Raw genomic sequence first — 16755 nt, 5'->3', positions numbered from 1 at the left:
CAAGGTCTCAGAAATGCCACCCGAGCTCCGCGTCGCGGTCCGCCGAGAAGGCGTGCTCCAGGTCGTAGAGGTGCCGGGAATCCTTGGCCTGCAAGCGGTTCGCCGCGGCGTACACCCGCGCCGGATATGCGCCGAGGTACAGGCTGCCGAGTACGTCGATGCCGAGTTCGATATCCGGTGTCCGGGTGGTCGGCGCGCATTCGGCCCGGCCGTCGCGGATGGCGAGGGCGAAGGTGCCGCCGGCCTCGCGGAACGGATCGTGCACGGCCAGAACGACATCCAGATCGGCGCGGTAGGCGCGCGCGGTCAGGGCGGCGGGGACATCCATCAGACGCAGCCACAGGGTGTCGTGGCGGCCCGCGGTCCGTACCAGCCGCAGATCGGTCAGCAGGTAGGGGAGCGGGTCGTGCTCGGGCAGGAACGCCTCGATGTGCGTGACCAGCTCCAGGCCGAACAGCGCGCGCCAGAGGGCGGCGTGCGCGTCGGTGGTCACGGTGCGCATCTCGACGATCTCGACCGCGGTTCCGGCGTCCCGATGGTGGTAGCGGTAGAGGGCGTACCCGTCGGGGTGCAGCAGCACGAACAGGGCAGTGCCGCCGTCGCGCCATGCCGCCGGATCGCTGAACCGGATCTCCCAGGAGGCGTCGGGACGGACCTGCGCGCCAGGGGTGAGCCTGCGCCACCGGTCGTAGATCTCCTTGACGGCCGCTTCCGCGGCGGGCAGTTCGCCGAGCTCGACACCACCCGGATCCGGTGTGGTGGAAAGGAATTCGGCGAATCGGCGATCGATGGTGACCCGGCTCTCCCGGACCGAGGGCCCGTACCCGAATCGCGCGTAGATACCGCCCTGACTGGCGGTGAAGATCGTCAACGGCACCCCTGCCGCCTCGGTACGCCGATGCTGTTCGGTGTACATGGCCCGCAGGATCCCGCGCCGCCGGTACATCGGCGACACCGCGACCCCGGCGATGCCGGTGGCCGGCACGGTCCGCTCACCCGGCACGGTCAGCGTCATCGTCCGAGCTTTGATCCGGCCGACCACGCGGTCACCCTCGACCGCGACGATGTCGTCCGCCGGGGTGAACAGCCGTTCCGACCGCTCCCGGTACTCCGGGTCGGAATGCATGGTGAACGCCGTCGCGTGCAGCAACCGAGCCGCGTCCGCGTCGGCGGGCTCGGCCGAACGAATAGTGATCCCAGGTACCACCGTCATCATCCGACGATCCCACGAGGCCGTCGCCCGGCGCACCCGAATTCTTTTGGATGTGTCCCGCCGGCCGGACGGCGTGGCTGCGCTGACCGACCGGTGTGCCGTGTTGATCGCCCGACCCGGCAGGATAGGGCCCGTGGCTGAAGTGATCGATATCGGCGATCCCGCGGATCCGCGGGTCGACGATTTCCGCGATCTCTCCTCCGCCGACCGCAGGCCGGATCTGCCGGGGCGGAAGGGGCTGGTGATCGCGGAGGGGGTGGTAGTCGTGCAGCGGATGCTGGATTCGCGGTTCACGCCGAGCGCGCTGCTCGGGGTGGGGAAACGGTATGAGCAGCTGGCCGCGGATCTGGCCGGGGTGAATGTGCCGTATTACCGCGCCAGTGCCGAGTTGATGGCCGAGGTGGTGGGATTCCATCTGAATCGGGGCGTGCTCGCGGTCGCGCCCCGGCCGCGGGAACTGACCCTGGACGAAGCGCTGGCCGGCGCGCGGACCGTGGCGGTGCTGGAGGGCGTGAACGACCACGAGAATCTCGGGTCCATGTTCCGCAACGCGGCAGGTCTGGGCGCCGACGCCGTGTTGTTCGGCGACCGTTGCGCGGATCCGCTGTACCGGCGCGCGGTGCGGGTCTCGATGGGACACGTCCTGCGGGTACCCTTCGCCGCCGTCCCGGATTGGCCGGACGGCCTGGATATACTGCGCGGCAAAGGGTTTCAGATCATCGCGCTGACCCCGAATCCGGCCGCGGTGAATCTGGCCACCGCGCTGAGCGGGGAGCGGGTGGCATTGCTGCTGGGGGCGGAGGGGCCGGGATTGACCGAAGAAGCCATGCGAGCCACCGACATCCGGGCGCGGATCCCGATGTCGCCGGGCACCGATTCGCTCAATGTGGCGACCGCCGCCGCCATGGCGTTCTATGAGCGGGTGAGGACATCGTGAATTCAGCGGACTTTCGCGACCCGACACCGTGGGCCTCGGGCATCACCGTGTCGGTGCTGGTCGCGCTGCTGACCGCGGCGGCGGTTTTCTCCTTCGGCGACGCGCTCACGCAGGTGCATCCGCTGCTGTCGATCGTGGTGAACCTGGTCGCGGCGGGTGGCGCCGCACCCACGGCCTGGCGCTGGCGCGCGGCTCCGGTGACCAGGTGGGTGGTCGCCGGAATCGCCGCCGGGGTGCTGCTGGCCTGGTTCGCGCTGTTCGTCGGCCTCGTCTTCGGCTGACCAGTTCGAGCGCGCAAGCAGAGGCTCGGTCAGGAGACGCGGTCGCGTCCGCGGATCCAGTGCAGGATGCTGCGGCGCTGCGGCCGCACGGTTAGGTCGGGCTCCTCCGCCGGCAACAGGGTGGCCGGGTCCGGCGCCTGTCCCTTCGGATACAGCGTGAATCCGCACACCGCGATATCGCGCGGGGTCGGCGTTTCCGGCGGCCCGGGCGCGCGGTAGTGGAAGCCCAGCCACTCGTGGTTGGCCGCGTCGGCGAAGTCGGGCGGATCGAAGGGCAGCATCTGCGGATCGGGTAGTTCGCCCGCGCGCCAGCGCACCGGATGTTCGCCCGCCCAGTACGAGCGTTCCCACACCAGCGGCAGGCCCTCGTCCTCCAGGATGTTCACCCGGGTCGAGCTGAAGGAACGCCGGAATTCGCCACGCTCCCAATGCGCGTAGGCGCCCCAGGCGTAAGCGGAATCGAAGGCGATCAGATAGGTGTGTTCCGAGGCCAGCGGGCGCACCAGCAGTTCCGGCAGCGCGGTCGGCCGGATCAGCGCGGCCTGCGCCGAACACACCACGGTGACACCGGGGTAGCAGCCGATGTACACCTCGTCGACGGCCGGTCCGGCGCATCCGGCCAGCGTGCCGACCATGATCGGTAGCACGTCGCGCTCGGTGTGCAGCTGTTTGGCCAGGGCGAGAGCGGCTTCCGGGTCCGGATCGCGGTGATCCCGCAACACGGCCAACGGGTCGGGGGCGTCGACGTACCAGAGTGTCGAGGCTTTGGACAGCATGGACGGCACCTCCCGATGGTCGCTACCAGCGTTGCAAACCCTTAGCAACTCTCGGCGTCGGCGCACACCTTCCGGCTACCGCGAACTGCCCGCCACCGACGTGTGTGTCGACGACTTACATCAAAATCTACCCGCACAAATCGGTCAATGCCGCCGGTTCGGCATGCGAACACGCCAGGGAGACTCAAAAATTCGAGTTTCTCATCTGCCTCCCCGCGCCTTCAAGCCAGACGCACGCGGCGTGTCGGCAAACATCGCGGCCGACGTTTCGCTGCGGGACTCGAGTTAGCTCGTTTCCGGCGAGCTACCCATGTGCAATCGAAATCTGTTGGTGCGTTGGCGAATTCGCGGTAGACGCAGTGAGGTCAGTGACCGGAGCTGCGGACGCCGAGCAACACGTCCTCCCAGGACGGCATGGGCGCCTTGCCGCGCTTGTTGCGGGTGGCCTTGGCCGGAGCCGGCTTGGGCTTCTTCTCCGCCGCCGGAGCGGGATTCGGAGTGGCGGCGGCTGCGGGCGCGGCCGATGTGCTGGGCTGCGGGTCGGCGGCCTGCTGCGGAGCGGCGCCACCGGCGGCCGGAGTGGTGCTGGTAGCCGCGGCGGCGGGCGTGGTGCTGGTGCTCGCCGCCGCGGCCGGAGTGCTCGCCGCGGCGGGCGCGGGCGCGGCAGGCGCCGGTGGTGCGGGCGTGGCGGGTGCGTGCGGCGGCGTGCTCGCGGCCGGAATGGCGGCGGCGCTGCCGCCCGCGGCGACGGCGCGCTGCGGTTCGTAGTACTCGTCGATGGCGGGCTGGCTCTGCCGGGCCGCCGGACGCGGCGGCAGCATGGCCTCGCGCGTGGCCGGACGGGTCTCGGCGGGCCGCTGCGGCGGCGTCTCGGCCACGACCGGCTCCGGCTCCGCCACGGGCGCTTCGACTTCGGCGGCGGCGGGCAGGATGGTCGCGAGCCCGCGCAGGGCGCGGCCGAAATCGGGATCGACCAGGTCGGCCGCGGGGTCGTCGAGCGGGGAGACCGAGCCGCCGTGCGCGTCGGGCTGGTAGCGCCAATGCGCGGCGATCTCGGAATGGCCGTTCTGCCACTGCAACTGGGCGACCCAGTAGCCCTTCTCGTCCTTCCAGGCATCCCACTCGGCGTTGTCGAGGGTGTGCCCGCGCTCGGTGAACGCGGCGGTGACGATGTCGATCAGGGTTTCCACGGCGGGCCCGTCAGGTCGCACCGGATGGGCTTTCTGCGCGAGCTCCGCGGCCCGGGCGCGTTCCAGCAGCACCGGGTAGGCGAACCGCTCGACCCGGCTGGCGGGCATGCCGGATTCTTCGGTGACTTGTTCTACGGAGGCCCCGGCACGGATACGAGCTTGAATATCGCGGGGACGCATAGTTGCTTCCATCTCGATCTCAATCTGGCCGAATCGGGCAAGGTCTCCGCGGGCTGCGGCTCTAAGCTTGTCGTCGGCGGGCAGCCGGTACTTGTTTCCGGTCTCGGTGTCGATACACACGATGTGCGTGGAGTCGGGCGTCACCCCGATCACTCGAAGTTCACGCACCGTTACCTCCTTATCGCGTCGGCTCGCGACACCGCCCACCGCCCACTGCTCCTGCGAAACAGTAGTGCACAGTTGTTGTTCTCGAGGCAAGACACGCGGGCCGAATGTCGGCCCAAAACGCGCCACACCCGCTAATCTGCTCTGTTCGACTCACGAGAATTCGATCTACGGCGTGTCGAATTCCGGTGTGTCGCAGGAAATCAACTGTGCACTACCGCGAATTCGCTAGGCCAGGTTCTCGACGACCCAGTCGATGGAACGGGTCAGCTGCGACACGTCCTCCGGGTCGATGGCGGGGAACATGCCGACGCGCAGCTGGTTGCGGCCCAGCTTGCGGTACGGCTCGGTGTCGACGATCCCATTGGCGCGCAGCACCTTCGCGACCTGCGCCGCGTCCACCGAATCGGCGAAGTCGATGGTGCCGACGACCTGCGAGCGGTGCGCCGGATCCACCACGTACGGGGTGGCGAATTCGCTGGACTCGGCCCAGGAGTACAGGCGCGAGGACGAATCCAGGGTCCGCTTGACCGCCCAGTCCAGGCCGCCGTTGCCGTTCAGCCACTCGATCTGGTTGGCGAACAGCAGCAGGGTGGCCAGGGCCGGGGTGTTGTAGGTCTGGTCCTTGGTGGAGTTGTCGATCGCGATCGGCAGCGAAAGGAACTCGGGGGTCCAGCGGTTCGAGGCCTTGATCTCCTCGACCCGGGCCAGCGCGGCCGGGCTCATCAGCGCGACCCACAGGCCGCCGTCGGCGGCGAAGCACTTCTGCGGCGCGAAGTAGTAGACGTCGGAGTCGGCGATGTTCACCGGCAGACCGCCCGCGCCCGAGGTGGCGTCGATGGCGATCAGGGCGTGCTCGGAGCCCGCGGGGCGCTGCACCGGGATGGCCACGCCGGTGGAGGTCTCGTTGTGCGCCCAGCCGATCAGGTCGACCGAGGGATCGGAGGTCGGCTCCGGCGCGCTGCCCGGCTCGGACTTCACCACGATCGGGTCGCCGATGAACGGGTTGCCCTTGGCGACCGAGGCGAACTTCGAGGAGAACTCGCCGTTGGTCAGGTGCAGCGAACGCTCCCGGATCAAGCCGAAGGCCGCCGCATCCCAGAACGCCGTGGTGCCGCCGTTGCCCAGCACCACCTCGTAGCCCTCGGGCAGCTGGAACAGCTCGCGCAGGCCGCCGCGCACCCGGGCCACCACGTCCTTGACCGGCTTCTGCCGGTGCGAGGTGCCGAATACGGAAGCGCCGGTGTCGACTAGAGACTGCAGCTGTTCCGGGCGCACCTTGGAGGGGCCACAGCCGAACCGTCCGTCGGCAGGCTTGAGGTCGGCGGGAATGGTCGGAAGCGCAGTGGTCATGGCGAACAGACTAGAGGGTGGTATTGCTGTGTCGCCTACCACACTGGGCTTATCCACCCCGCCGGTTCCGGCAAGCTCCACCGGCCGCCACCCCCCAGGAGCTAACGTAGCCGCCCATGGACATGGCGTCGGTCAACTCGGGGTGGCTGCTGCGCGCACGACGATCTCGGATGTTCGAGGGGCGCAACGGGGCATTGTCGGACGCGGCGCGGCGGGAGTTGCTGCTACACGGGGCGGCCGGCACCGCCACGGTGCTGAGCGTGCGCCAGAGTTCCGCGCACGGAACCGAGTCCGAGTGCGTGTTCACGGTGCAGGTACAGCTGGACGGGGTGCGGCCCTACGACACCCGGGTACGCCAGCGGGTGCGGGCCGAGGACGTGGACCGGATGCAGCCCGGCGATGTGGTGTGCTGCCGGGCCGATCCGGGCGATCCGGACCGGCTGGTGCTGTACGTGCCGGACTCCGGAGACGCCACCACCGTGAGCATCTCGAAGATCCTCGCCAACGGCCGCCGGGCCGACGCCACGGTGCTCGCCGCGGCCCCCGTGGCCGCGGACTACGCCGGGCGGGAGGACCCGGTCCTGCGCCTGGACCTGGAATTGCGGGCCTGGGACGAACCGAAACCGTGGCATGTGCGCCTGATCCAGCCGGTGCCGCTGAGCGCGATCGGGCTGGTCGACCTCGGCCAGAATTTGGAAGTGGCGTTCTTCACCGTGGACCACGGCGAAACTGTGGCCGTGGACTGGGCGGCGTCCTTGGGCGAGGAATAACGGCCGCACCCTTATCGAACTTTTATAGAAACGCCGACTCGCACATTAATTGATACCCATACGGTTTGTGTGTGATCGAAAAACGCTCCCGCCTGGCACTTTTCACTGTTTCGCTGCTGCTGGCGGGCGCGGTCGGCGGGGCCGTCACCGCGTGCTCGATATTCTCCGACGACGCGCCTACCGGTATCGCCTTGATCAATGCCGACACCGGTCCCACCGGTGACCGCGTGCGCAAGGCGTTGGAACAGGACGGCCGCGGTTATGCCTGGACCATGGCGCGGCCGGGGGAGGCGAGCACCGACGACTACGCGGCCGTGATCACGTTGCCCGCCGATCTGACCACGTCCATCGGCTCGCTCGCGGGCACACAACCCCAGCGCGCCAAGGTCACCGTCGCGACCCACGACGACGCGGACGCGAACCTGGTCAACGGCGCGACCAACGAGGTAACGCACTTGATCGGCGCGACCGGCGTGGACGCCGCGCTGGCCGCCGTCGCCCAGGCCCGCACCCAGCTGTCGAGCGTGCAGTTCACCGCTCAGCTGCTCGCCGCCGGCGTGAATTCCGCAGCCGCGAGCGCGGACCAATTCGGTTCCGGCGCGCAGGAAATGCTCGGCTTCCTGGAATTCGCCAAGACCGGCTCCGCGCAATTGACGTCGGCGATCGCGATGCTCAACGACACCGTCGACGGCGCGGCATTACAGGCGAACCAGCTCGCCGAGGCATTGGACACCACCGGTCTGACGATCGGCCAGGTGCAGCAGTCCGCGACCGCGGTGAGCACCGGCCTGGAACAAATCCTGCCGATGCTGCGCGCTCTGCCCTTCGCCGGCGATCCGGCGGTAGCCGACATCATCGCCAAACTGGACGGCCTGCGCACCGTGTCGGGTCAGGCGGGCACGCAGCTGGCGGGCTTGGACCTGCTGGTCGGCGGCGCGGTCGACCCGAACACCGACCTCGGCACCCTGCTCCGCACCGTCGTCGGCCGACTGCAAAGTGCCAGCGCTCAACTGAATGAGGGCGCGAAATTAGCCGAGGGCCTGCCCCAGCTGGCCGACCAGGGCGGCGCCATGGTCACCAGCGCCATTTCCCAGCTGACCACCGGCGTCACCCAGCTCCAAACCATCGTCAACAACCTCAACACCCAAACCGGCAAGGCCATGGAATCCCTGCCCATGCGCAGCACCGCCCAACAGTCAGCCCTGGCCCTGGCCCTCACCGATCCCGTCGACATCGTCCGGGAGTGAGGTGACACTCGTCCACTTACGACTGTGGCCCGCACTTCGGCAAGTGCGGGCCACAGTCGTAGTTGCGGAGGTCTACTGCGCGTCGAGCAGGTCGATGACGAAGACCAGGGTCTTGCCCGACAGGTGGTGGCCGGCGCCGGCGTCGCCGTAGGCGAGCTTCGGCGGGATGGTGAGTTGGCGGCGGCCGCCGACCTTCATGCCGGGGATACCGTCCTGCCAGCCCTGGATGAGGCCGCGCAGCGGGAAGGAGATGGACTCGCCCCGGTCCCAGGAGGAGTCGAACTGCTCACCGGTCTCGAATTCGACGCCGACGTAGTGCACCTCGACGGTGCCGCCCGGCACGGCTTCTTTGCCCTCGCCCTCGATGATGTCCTTGATCACGAGCTCGGTGGGCGCGGGGCCCCCCTGGAATTCGATCTCCGGCTTCGACATTCGGATCTATCCCCTTCGATAGGTGATTGATTTGCTCAGCGGTTGTTGATGGCTTGGTAATCGCGCTCACCGTAGCCGGTGTAGATCTGGCGCGGGCGGCCGATCTTCAGCGGCTCGGAGTGCATTTCGCGCCAGTGCGCGATCCAGCCGGGTAGTCGGCCCATCGCGAACAGCACGGTGAACATGCGGGTCGGGAAGCCCATGGCCCGGTAGATGACGCCGGTGTAGAAATCGACGTTCGGGTAGAGCTGACGCGAGATGAAGTACTCGTCGGTCAGCGCGGCCTCTTCCAGCGCCTTGGCGATGTCGAAGAGCTGATCGTCGCCGCCGAGCTTCTGCAGGATGTTGTCGGCGTGCTTCTTGGCGATCGCGGCGCGCGGGTCGTAGTTGCGGTAGACGCGGTGCCCGAAGCCCATGAGCTTCACGCCGTCTTCCTTGTTCTTGACCTTGCGGATGAATTCCTTGACGTCGCCGCCTGAGGCCTTGATGTCGTCCAGCATCTCCAGCACCGCCTGGTTGGCGCCGCCGTGCAGCGGGCCCCACAGCGCGTTGATACCGCCGGATACCGAGGTGAACAGGTTGGCGTCGGAGGAGCCGACCAGGCGCACGGTGGAGGTGGAACAGTTCTGCTCGTGATCGGCGTGCAGGATGAGCAGCATGTCGAGCGCGGCGGCGACCTCGGGGTCGACCTCGTACGGTTCGGCCGGGAAGCCGAAGGTCATGCGCAGGAAGTTCTCCACCAGCGACAGCGAGTTGTCGGGGTAGAGGAAGGGCTGTCCGACCGACTTCTTGTAGGAGTAAGCCGCGATGGTCGGCAGCTTCGCGAGTAGTCGGATGGTGGATAGCTCGACCTGCTCGGGATCGCGCGGGTCCAGCGAATCCTGGTAGTACGCCGACAGGGCGTTCACCGCGGAGGACAGCACCGGCATCGGGTGCGCGTTGCGCGGGAAGCCGTCGAAGAAGCGCTTCAGATCCTCGTGCAGCAGGGTGTGCCGGCGGATCCGGTCGGTGAAGTCTTCGAGCTGGCTCTGCGTCGGTAGCTCGCCGTAGATCAGCAGGTAGCTGACCTCGATGAAGGTCGAGGAGTCCGCGAGCTGCTCGATCGGGTAGCCGCGGTAGCGCAGGATGCCCTGCTCACCGTCGATGTAGGTGATCGCCGACTTGGTCGACGCGGTGTTCATGAAGCCGGGGTCGTAGGTCACGTACCCGGTGCTGGCCAGCATTTTGCCCAGATCGACGCCGTCGTTGCCTTCACTGGCTTCGGCGATCGTCATGGGGTACTCGCCACCGGGGTAGCTCAGCACCGGCTTGGCGTCGTTGATGTGGTCTTTCTCGGGCACGGAAGGATCCCTCTCAGGCTAGGACCGTCGGCATCGAAGTGCGGTCGGCACGGCGGTGCGATTACCTAGACGCTAGTCGCTGTCCAGGAGGCCCGACCACGAGGGTGCCCACCGCGGAACCTCACAAACCTCGCGTGAAGGCGTGAGGTTTGCTCGCTAGGTCGACACCGGCATCGGGTGTGTCCTGGCCACCCGATATCGGACGAACGCGGGAAATGCCAGGGCGGCCAGTACCACGCCGACCACCACGAGGGCGCCACCGCCCGCCGCGGCGACGGCGGTACCCAGGCTCGCCGCGGCGAAACCGTGTGCAACATCACCGATCCGCGGCCCACCAGCGACGATGACGATGAAGACGCCCTGTAGCCGGCCGCGCATCTCGTCGGTGGTGACGGTCTGCAGCATGGCGATCCGCAGCGCCGCCGACACCATGTCGGCCGCGCCGCCGAAAGCCGAGCAGGCCAGCGCGATCCACAGCCCCAGGGTCACGCTCAGGCCATGCCCGGTGAAGCCGACCGCGAGGCCGAAGCCGACCATGGCCAGGCCCCACAGCGCGATACAGACCAGCACCGTCAGCCCTTGGCGGCGGACATGGGAGATCCAGCCGGAGAACACGCCGCCGACCACCGCGCCGGCCGACATGGACGCGAACAGCAGGCCCAGGGCCACGCCGCCGCTGGCCGGGTCGCCGAAGGTCTCGTGCGCGATCTCCGGGTACAGCGCCCGGGACATGCCGAACACCATCGCGATCACGTCGACCACGAAGGAGGCGAGCAGGATGCGCTGGGTGGCCAGGTAGACGAATCCGTCCAGGACAGTGCGCAATCCGGCGGTCCGGGCGGTGCCGGTGGGCGGGATCGCGGGCAAGCGCCAGACCGCCCAGACGGTGGCCAGCAGGGCGATCGCGTCGATCAGGTACAGCGTGGACAGCCCGACCATGGGGATCAGCACACCCGCGAGCACCGGACCCGCGATGGCGCCGAACTGCATCACGGTCATGCTGAGCGCGCTGGCGGCGGCCAGGTGCTCGGTGGGCAGCAGGCGCGGAATGGCGGCGCTGCGGGTCGGCTGGTTCACCGCGAACAGCGCCTGCTGCGCGCCGAACAGGACGAGCACCACCCACACGTTGTTCAGGCCGGCGGCGGCCTGGGCCCAGAAGGCGAGCGCGGTGAATCCGGTGCCGGCGTTGGTGATCAGCATCAGCTTGCGCCGGTCCATCACGTCGGCGAGCGCGCCGCCCCACAGGCCGAACACGATCAGCGGCACCAGGCCGAAAAGCCCGGCCAGGCCCACGTATCCGGAGCTGCCGGTGATCTGGAAGATCTGCTGGGGCACCGCGACCACGGCCAGCTGGGAGCCGATGACCGTGACGATGTTGCTGGTCCACAGTCGCCGGAAGTCGGGGTAGCGCAGCGGGGTGGTGTCGGCGAGCAGCTTCACCGCGAAAACGGTAGTGAACCGATCATGGGATCAATAGGGCGAAAAGTCCTGCTGTGGGGCGCATCACATCACGGCTGCAAACGTTCCACACGCATGCCTTCGTCGCCGATGCGCGCCACGATCCGGTTGTGCAGCCGGCCCCGGCGGCCCTGCCAGAACTCGACCTCGTCGGGTCGCAGCAGGTAGCCGCCCCAATGCGGCGGCACCGGGATGTCGTCCACCTCGGCGAAACGCTCGGTGGTCTCGGCCAGGATCCGGTCCAGTTCGGCCCGGCTGCCGATGGGCCGGGACTGCTGGGACGCCCAGGCGCCGAGCTGGGAATCGCGGGGGCGCGAGCGCCAGTAGACGGTGGTCGTCTCGATCGGCGTGCGCTGAACCGCGCCGCGAACGTGCACCTGCCGGCCCAGCGCGGGCCAGAGAAAAGTGGCCGCGGCGAACGGCACCCCGGCCAGCTGGGCGCCCTTGGCGGAGTCGTAGTTGGTGTAAAAAGTCACACCCGCGGGCGAGAGGCCCTTGCACAGCACGGTTCTGGCTACCGGGCGCGGGGTACCCCCGGACAGTGCGACAGTGGCGAGAACCATGGCGTTGGGTTCGGCGATGCCGACCGCCGTGGCCTGCTCGATCCAGTGCCGCAGCAACGGTTCCCAGCCTCCGGCCAGCCATGATTCATCGAGATCGGTGTCCTCGCCACTGCCGGAGTGCAGTACCCCGTAGTCCACTCGCATGCCCGCGAGGTCGGTGGTCGAGACGTTGTCGGCCGGGTTGCGGCCGGCCGGGTAATTGTCCTCCGCCTGCATGGGCCAGACGTTACTCCGGGGTAGCAAAGAGTTATCGTTTTCCTGATCGGCATGCGCCCGGCGAGCCATCTCATCGACGAGAACTATGCCGATCCTTTCGAGCGACCTGCAAGCAGTCGCTACGGAGTCGTAGCGCAAGGAGAGTCCCAACATGACTACCGCCGTACCCAGTGATTTCGTCAGTGGCCTCGAGGGCGTGGTGGCGTTCACCACCGACATCGCCGAGCCGGACAAGGACGGCGGTGCGCTGCGCTACCGCGGCGTCGACATCGAAGACCTGGTCGGCGGCCGGGTGACCTTCGGCGATGTGTGGGCCCTGCTGGTCGACGGCGAATTCGGTCGCGGCCTGCCGCCGGCCGAGCCGTTCCCGCTGCCCGTGCACACCGGCGACGTGCGCGTCGACGTGCAGGCCGGCCTGGCCATGCTGGCCCCGATCTGGGGCTACGAGCCGCTGCTGGACATCGACGACGAAACCGCCCGGGAGAACCTGGCCCGCGCCTCGGTGATGGCGCTGTCCTACGTGGCGCAGTCCGCGCGCGGCATCTACCAGCCCGCGGTCCCGCAGAAGAAGATCGACGAGTGTTCCACCGTCACCGAGCGCTTCATGACCCGCTGGAAGGGTGACCCGGATCCGGCGCACACCGAGGCCATCGACGCCTACTGGGTCTCCGCCGCCGAGCACGGCATGAACGCCTCCACCTTCACCGCCCGCGTCATCGCCTCCACCGGCGCCGACGTGGCGGCCTCGCTGTCCGGCGCGATCGGCGCCATGTCCGGCCCGCTGCACGGCGGCGCCCCGGCCCGCGTGCTCCCGATGATCGAAGCGGTCGAGAAGAGCGGCGACGCACGGGCTCTGGTCAAGGGCATCCTGGACCGCAAGGAGAAGCTGATGGGCTTCGGCCACCGGGTCTACCGGGCCGAGGACCCGCGCGCCCGCGTGCTGCGCGCGACCGCGCAGCGCCTCAACGCGCCGCGCTACGAGGTGGCCGCCGCGCTGGAGCAGGCCGCGCTGGCCGAGCTGCGCGAGCGTCGTCCGGACCGTGCCATCGAGACCAACGTGGAGTTCTGGGCCGCGGTGATCCTGGACTTCGCCGAGGTCCCGGCGCACATGATGCCCGCGATGTTCACCTGCGGCCGCACCGCCGGCTGGTGCGCGCACATCCTGGAGCAGAAGCAGCTGGGCAAGCTGGTTCGCCCGGCTGCCATCTACACCGGCCCGGCGCCCCGCAAGCCCGAAGAGGTCGCGGGCTGGTCGAACGTAGCCCACTCCTGAGTCGTAGCTGGACCGGCGAGCCGGGCACTCGGGACAACTGTTCCGGTGCCCGGCTCGTCGCATATCCGGCGCCGTTGCCGGACCGTCAGGGCTTGGGCGCGGGGGTGAAGACGCCGAACCGGTTGCCGGAGGTATCGACCAGGTAGGCGAAGACCAGGCCGTCCGGGGCGGTGGTGGCGGGCTGGATCACCTTGCCGCCCAAGCGTTCCGAGTGCGCGACCGTGGCGGCCACGTCCTGGACCAGGACCAGGAAGATCGCGTGATTGTCCGCGGGGTCGGTGGAGTGCGCGATGCCGCCGCTGGGGATCTCGCTGCCGGCGTATTTGATGAGGTCGTAGCCGTCGAGCTGCGGGTCTCCGGTGAAGTTCCAGCCGAACAGTTCGCCGTAGAACCGCTGGGCCTGTTCCGGCCGGTCGCTGCCGATCTGGAACCACGAAACGGTGTTGAGGGCTGGGGTAGTCATAGATCTCTCCGGTCGAGTCGATGTGATCGCTTGCGGGACAACGATCAACCCGGCCGGCGACAACCCCCTGTCGGTGTTTCCGGAATTCTTCAGGCGCGGCGGCTCACAACGCGACCGCTCGGATCTCCTGGTCCGCCGGCGCGCAGGGATAGCCCGCACGCGACCGGACCGGCGCGGGCAGGTCGGTCAGCGCGAGTGTGCGCATGCGGTCCAAGCGGAAGATCCGGAACCCGTCGCGCAACCGGCACCAGGCGATGAGATACCAGCCGTGCGTTCCGCTCAAGAGTTCGGTCGGCTCGACGGTGCGCTCGCTGGCCTGTCCGTGCTGGTCCAGGTACCCGATGCGCAGCACCAAGCTGCGCTCGATCGCGTGCCCGATCACCGGCGGAATCTCCGGCGCCGCGAGCGCGCCGGGTGGATCGACCAGCCGGACCCGGGCCGCGAGATCGCGCGCCGCGGCGGCGTTGCGTTCCGGCATGGCGGCCAGCACCTTGCCCAGCGCGCTGCGCCCGGCCTGGTCGAACGGTCCACCTTTGTTGCGCGCCAAAGCGAGCGCGAGCGCGACAGTTTCGGCCGCGGTGAAGTTCAAGGGCGGCAACGACATACTCTTCTCGAGCGCGTAGCCGCCGCGCCGCCCCACATCGGCGTAGATGGGAATGCCCGCTTGTTGTAGCGCGGCGATATCGCGTTCGACGGTGCGCACACTGACTCCATGACGCTCGGCGAGCTGGCGCGCCGTGCGCAGGCGGGGCGAAATCGCCCGGAGCTCTTCGACGATCGCGTACAACCGATCCGTCCGGTTCACGCAGTCACCGTAGACCTGCCCACCGACAAGTTCGGTCGGCGTTGTTACCGTTCTCGTTCCGGCAGATCCAGCACCAGCCGTGCGCCGCCGAGCGGACTGTCCTCGAAATAGGCGCGGCCGCCGTGCAATTGGGCCTGCTGGGCGACCAGGGCCAGGCCGAGACCGGACCCGCCCTTGCTGGCTCGGCTGCCGCGGTAGAACCGGTCGAAGACGGCCGCGCGTTCCGCGGCGGGGATGCCCTCGCCGTCGTCGTCGATGGTGATCATGATGTGCCCGTCGGGCATTCGGTGCGCCGAGACCAGCGCGTGCGTCGCGCGGCCGTGCTTGACCGAGTTGGCCAGGGCGTTGTCGACCGCCAGCCGCAGCCCGGCGGGCAGACCGCGGGTGATGAGCTCGGCGTCGCTGTCGATGCTGACCTTCAGGGCCGGGAAGTGCCGCATCGCGTCGTGCGCCGCCTGGTCGCACAGGTCGCCCACGTCGGTGGCGACGTGATCGCGTTCATGGGTGAGATCGCCTGTCGCCAAACGTTCCAGCGCGGCCAGAGTGGTTTCCACCCGGCCCTGGCTGCGCTGTAAATCGGTGAGGATCTCGATGCGCTGGGCTTCGTCCAGATCCAGGGTGCGCAGTACTTCCAGATCGGTGCGCATCGCGGTGAGCGGGGTGCGCAGCTCGTGCGCGGAGACGGCGGCGAAATCGCGGGCGGTCTCCAGGGCGGCGGCGGTCTCGGCCTGCGCCTCGTCGACGCGCGCCAGCATGGTGTTCACCGCGTCGGCCAGTTGCTCGGCCTCGCGGACGCCCGAACCGTCCACGGGCGCGGGGGGATCGGCGGGGTCGGCGAAACCGCTGCGCCCGGCGACCTGGCGGGTGAGCCGCACGATGGGGCGGACCGCGCGGCCGGCCAGCAGCCAGCCCAGCGCGGCGGCCGCGGCGATGGCGATCAGCGCTCCGGCCAGCACCCACTGCCGCTGCTCGGCGGTCGCCCGCGCGGCTTCCTCGGCGGGAATGCCGAGGGTCACGACCCGGCCGGCGGGCTGGTTCTCGGTGGTGCTGAGCAAGCGGTAGGAGCTGCCGTCGACCATCGCGGTGTGGAAACCCATTTGGCCCTGCGGCAATTGGATCTGGCTACTGGCCGCTACCGCGCCCTTGTCCCGGACGGTGACGGCGATGTCGTTGTTCAATCCGGTCAGGCCGATCAACCGCACGGCGACCACCGGGTCGATCAGCACCAGCCGCGAAGCCAGCCGCAGCTGCTGATCGCTCTGCTGCAAATTGTTGCGCTCGATCGCGCGAATACTGATCAGGCTCAACAGGGTAACGATGATGATCGCTCCCATCGCCGCGGCGCCCGCGACCCGGGTGCGCAGTGAGAACGCCTTCATTTCGGTGGCCGCAGCACGAATCCGACGCCGCGTATCGTGTGCAAAAGCCTTGGCGTGTCCTCGGTTTCGAGTTTGCGCCGCAAATAGCCGACGAAGACGTCGACGACATTCGTGTCCGCGGCGAAGTCGTAACCCCACACCAATTCCAGCAGCCGCTCCCGGCTCAGCACCACGCCGGCATTGCGGGCCAGCGTGGACAGCAACTCGAATTCCCTTTTGGTGAGCTCGATTTCCTGCCCGTTAAGCAGCGCCCGATAACCCGCCTCGTCGACCTCGAGCGGTCCGACGGAGATGGCGCCCGGAGTCTCCGGCGCCGGAGCATCCGAGCGCCGCCGCAGCAGCGCCCGGATCCGCGCCACCAATTCGGCCAGCACGAACGGTTTGACCAGGTAGTCGTCGGCGCCGGATTCCAGCCCCGCTATCCGGTCGTCCACCGACGCGCGGGCGCTGAGCACGCAGATCGGCACCTCGTTGCCCATGGCCCGCAGCGCCGTCACCACCCCGGCCCCGTCCAGCACCGGCATGTTCATGTCGAGGACGATCGCGTCGGGCGCGTGCTCGTTCACGCTGCGCAGGGCGGCTGCCCCGTCCCGGGCGACGAGCACCCGGAAACCGGACAGCCGCAGTCCGCGCTCGACCGAAGCGAGCACGTCCTCGTCGTCGTCGACAACAAGCACCGTTGGGTTAGCCGTCACAGGGTCATTGTGCCGCGCC

17 protein-coding genes are annotated in these 16755 nt (G+C 68.7%); 5 read left to right on the top strand and 12 right to left on the bottom strand.

Annotated features, from left to right (window positions below):
• Positions 1 to 7: 7 nt before the first annotated feature.
• Positions 8 to 1216: a GNAT family N-acetyltransferase gene (locus AB0M14_RS02585; RefSeq protein ID WP_364987760.1), complete on the bottom strand. Its 1209-nt coding sequence runs from the start codon at positions 1214 to 1216 to the stop codon at positions 8 to 10.
• Positions 1217 to 1346: 130 nt separating this feature from the next.
• Here AB0M14_RS02585 and AB0M14_RS02580 point away from each other — a divergent pair, with 130 nt between their 5' ends.
• The gene (locus AB0M14_RS02580) at positions 1347 to 2150 is read left to right on the top strand and encodes an RNA methyltransferase (protein ID WP_364987756.1); all 804 of its coding nucleotides are present in this window, start codon (positions 1347 to 1349) and stop codon (positions 2148 to 2150) included.
• Entirely contained in the window at positions 2147 to 2431 is a 285-nt protein-coding gene (locus AB0M14_RS02575) for a DUF2537 domain-containing protein (protein ID WP_364987752.1), read from the top strand. Before AB0M14_RS02580 ends, AB0M14_RS02575 begins: the two co-directional genes overlap by 4 nt.
• A gap of 29 nt (positions 2432 to 2460) precedes the next feature.
• Here the strand turns inward: AB0M14_RS02575 and AB0M14_RS02570 are convergent, their stop codons facing one another.
• From AB0M14_RS02570 to serC, 3 genes are all read right to left on the bottom strand, one after another.
• Positions 2461 to 3207, bottom strand: a complete 747-nt coding sequence (locus tag AB0M14_RS02570; protein ID WP_364987750.1) for a hypothetical protein — start codon at positions 3205 to 3207, stop codon at positions 2461 to 2463.
• Between the two features lie 365 nt (positions 3208 to 3572).
• Positions 3573 to 4745 (bottom strand): septation protein SepH, encoded by a 1173-nt coding sequence (gene sepH, locus AB0M14_RS02565; protein ID WP_364987747.1) that lies wholly within the window; start codon positions 4743 to 4745, stop codon positions 3573 to 3575.
• Positions 4746 to 4970: 225 nt separating this feature from the next.
• Positions 4971 to 6095 (bottom strand): phosphoserine transaminase, encoded by a 1125-nt coding sequence (serC, locus tag AB0M14_RS02560; protein WP_364987744.1) that lies wholly within the window; start codon positions 6093 to 6095, stop codon positions 4971 to 4973.
• 116 nt (positions 6096 to 6211) lie between these two features.
• Here serC and AB0M14_RS02555 point away from each other — a divergent pair, with 116 nt between their 5' ends.
• Together AB0M14_RS02555 and AB0M14_RS02550 are read left to right on the top strand one after the other, a co-directional pair.
• Positions 6212 to 6865 (top strand): hypothetical protein, encoded by a 654-nt coding sequence (locus tag AB0M14_RS02555; RefSeq protein WP_364987741.1) that lies wholly within the window; start codon positions 6212 to 6214, stop codon positions 6863 to 6865.
• 71 nt (positions 6866 to 6936) lie between these two features.
• Positions 6937 to 8112, top strand: coding sequence for a hypothetical protein (locus tag AB0M14_RS02550; RefSeq protein WP_364987738.1), 1176 nt, complete (start codon positions 6937 to 6939; stop codon positions 8110 to 8112).
• 72 nt (positions 8113 to 8184) lie between these two features.
• Here the strand turns inward: AB0M14_RS02550 and AB0M14_RS02545 are convergent, their stop codons facing one another.
• From AB0M14_RS02545 to pdxH, 4 genes are all read right to left on the bottom strand, one after another.
• Positions 8185 to 8544 carry an FKBP-type peptidyl-prolyl cis-trans isomerase gene (locus AB0M14_RS02545; protein ID WP_364987735.1) on the bottom strand — a complete coding sequence of 120 codons (360 nt, stop codon included), beginning with the start codon at positions 8542 to 8544 and terminating at the stop codon, positions 8185 to 8187.
• A 35-nt stretch (positions 8545 to 8579) separates the two neighbouring features.
• Complete coding sequence (locus AB0M14_RS02540; RefSeq protein ID WP_364987732.1) at positions 8580 to 9884, bottom strand: citrate synthase; 1305 nt, start codon at positions 9882 to 9884, stop codon at positions 8580 to 8582.
• Between the two features lie 156 nt (positions 9885 to 10040).
• Positions 10041 to 11324: an MFS transporter gene (locus AB0M14_RS02535; protein WP_364987729.1), complete on the bottom strand. Its 1284-nt coding sequence runs from the start codon at positions 11322 to 11324 to the stop codon at positions 10041 to 10043.
• A 68-nt stretch (positions 11325 to 11392) separates the two neighbouring features.
• Complete coding sequence (gene pdxH / locus AB0M14_RS02530; protein WP_364987726.1) at positions 11393 to 12121, bottom strand: pyridoxamine 5'-phosphate oxidase; 729 nt, start codon at positions 12119 to 12121, stop codon at positions 11393 to 11395.
• Between the two features lie 151 nt (positions 12122 to 12272).
• Between pdxH and AB0M14_RS02525 the strand changes: the two genes are divergently transcribed.
• Positions 12273 to 13394, top strand: coding sequence for a citrate synthase 2 (locus AB0M14_RS02525; RefSeq protein WP_364987722.1), 1122 nt, complete (start codon positions 12273 to 12275; stop codon positions 13392 to 13394).
• Positions 13395 to 13479: 85 nt separating this feature from the next.
• Here AB0M14_RS02525 and AB0M14_RS02520 read toward each other — a convergent pair whose 3' ends face one another.
• The 4 genes from AB0M14_RS02520 to AB0M14_RS02505 all read right to left on the bottom strand — a co-directional run bounded on the left by AB0M14_RS02520 (position 13480) and on the right by AB0M14_RS02505 (position 16736).
• Positions 13480 to 13857, bottom strand: coding sequence for a VOC family protein (locus AB0M14_RS02520; protein ID WP_364987719.1), 378 nt, complete (start codon positions 13855 to 13857; stop codon positions 13480 to 13482).
• Between the two features lie 103 nt (positions 13858 to 13960).
• A complete protein-coding gene (locus tag AB0M14_RS02515; RefSeq protein ID WP_364987716.1) occupies positions 13961 to 14662 on the bottom strand; it encodes a YafY family protein in 702 nt (233 codons plus the stop codon).
• Between the two features lie 44 nt (positions 14663 to 14706).
• Entirely contained in the window at positions 14707 to 16041 is a 1335-nt protein-coding gene (locus AB0M14_RS02510) for a HAMP domain-containing sensor histidine kinase (RefSeq protein WP_364987713.1), read from the bottom strand.
• Positions 16038 to 16736 carry a response regulator transcription factor gene (locus tag AB0M14_RS02505; protein ID WP_364987710.1) on the bottom strand — a complete coding sequence of 233 codons (699 nt, stop codon included), beginning with the start codon at positions 16734 to 16736 and terminating at the stop codon, positions 16038 to 16040. The genes AB0M14_RS02510 and AB0M14_RS02505 overlap by 4 nt, the downstream gene beginning before the upstream one ends.
• Positions 16737 to 16755 lie beyond the last annotated feature (19 nt).

This window comes from Nocardia sp. NPDC051832 (assembly GCF_040681285.1).
Lineage (GTDB): Bacteria > Actinomycetota > Actinomycetes > Mycobacteriales > Mycobacteriaceae > Nocardia.
The sequence above is the reverse complement of the archived record's forward strand: the minus strand, read 5'-3'. Positions and strand labels throughout refer to the sequence as shown.

What these genes read in the sequence shown, in the direction of transcription:
- AB0M14_RS02585 (WP_364987760.1), bottom strand. Translation starts at nt 1,216, where the DNA reads ATGATGACGGTGGTACCTGGGATCACTATTCGTTCGGCCGAGCCCGCC.
- AB0M14_RS02570 (WP_364987750.1), bottom strand. Translation starts at nt 3,207, where the DNA reads ATGCTGTCCAAAGCCTCGACACTCTGGTACGTCGACGCCCCCGACCCG.
- serC (WP_364987744.1), bottom strand. Translation starts at nt 6,095, where the DNA reads ATGACCACTGCGCTTCCGACCATTCCCGCCGACCTCAAGCCTGCCGAC.
- AB0M14_RS02555 (WP_364987741.1), top strand. Translation starts at nt 6,212, where the DNA reads ATGGACATGGCGTCGGTCAACTCGGGGTGGCTGCTGCGCGCACGACGA.
- AB0M14_RS02545 (WP_364987735.1), bottom strand. Translation starts at nt 8,544, where the DNA reads ATGTCGAAGCCGGAGATCGAATTCCAGGGGGGCCCCGCGCCCACCGAG.
- pdxH (WP_364987726.1), bottom strand. Translation starts at nt 12,121, where the DNA reads ATGCAGGCGGAGGACAATTACCCGGCCGGCCGCAACCCGGCCGACAAC.
- AB0M14_RS02525 (WP_364987722.1), top strand. Translation starts at nt 12,273, where the DNA reads ATGACTACCGCCGTACCCAGTGATTTCGTCAGTGGCCTCGAGGGCGTG.
- AB0M14_RS02520 (WP_364987719.1), bottom strand. Translation starts at nt 13,857, where the DNA reads ATGACTACCCCAGCCCTCAACACCGTTTCGTGGTTCCAGATCGGCAGC.
- AB0M14_RS02510 (WP_364987713.1), bottom strand. Translation starts at nt 16,041, where the DNA reads ATGAAGGCGTTCTCACTGCGCACCCGGGTCGCGGGCGCCGCGGCGATG.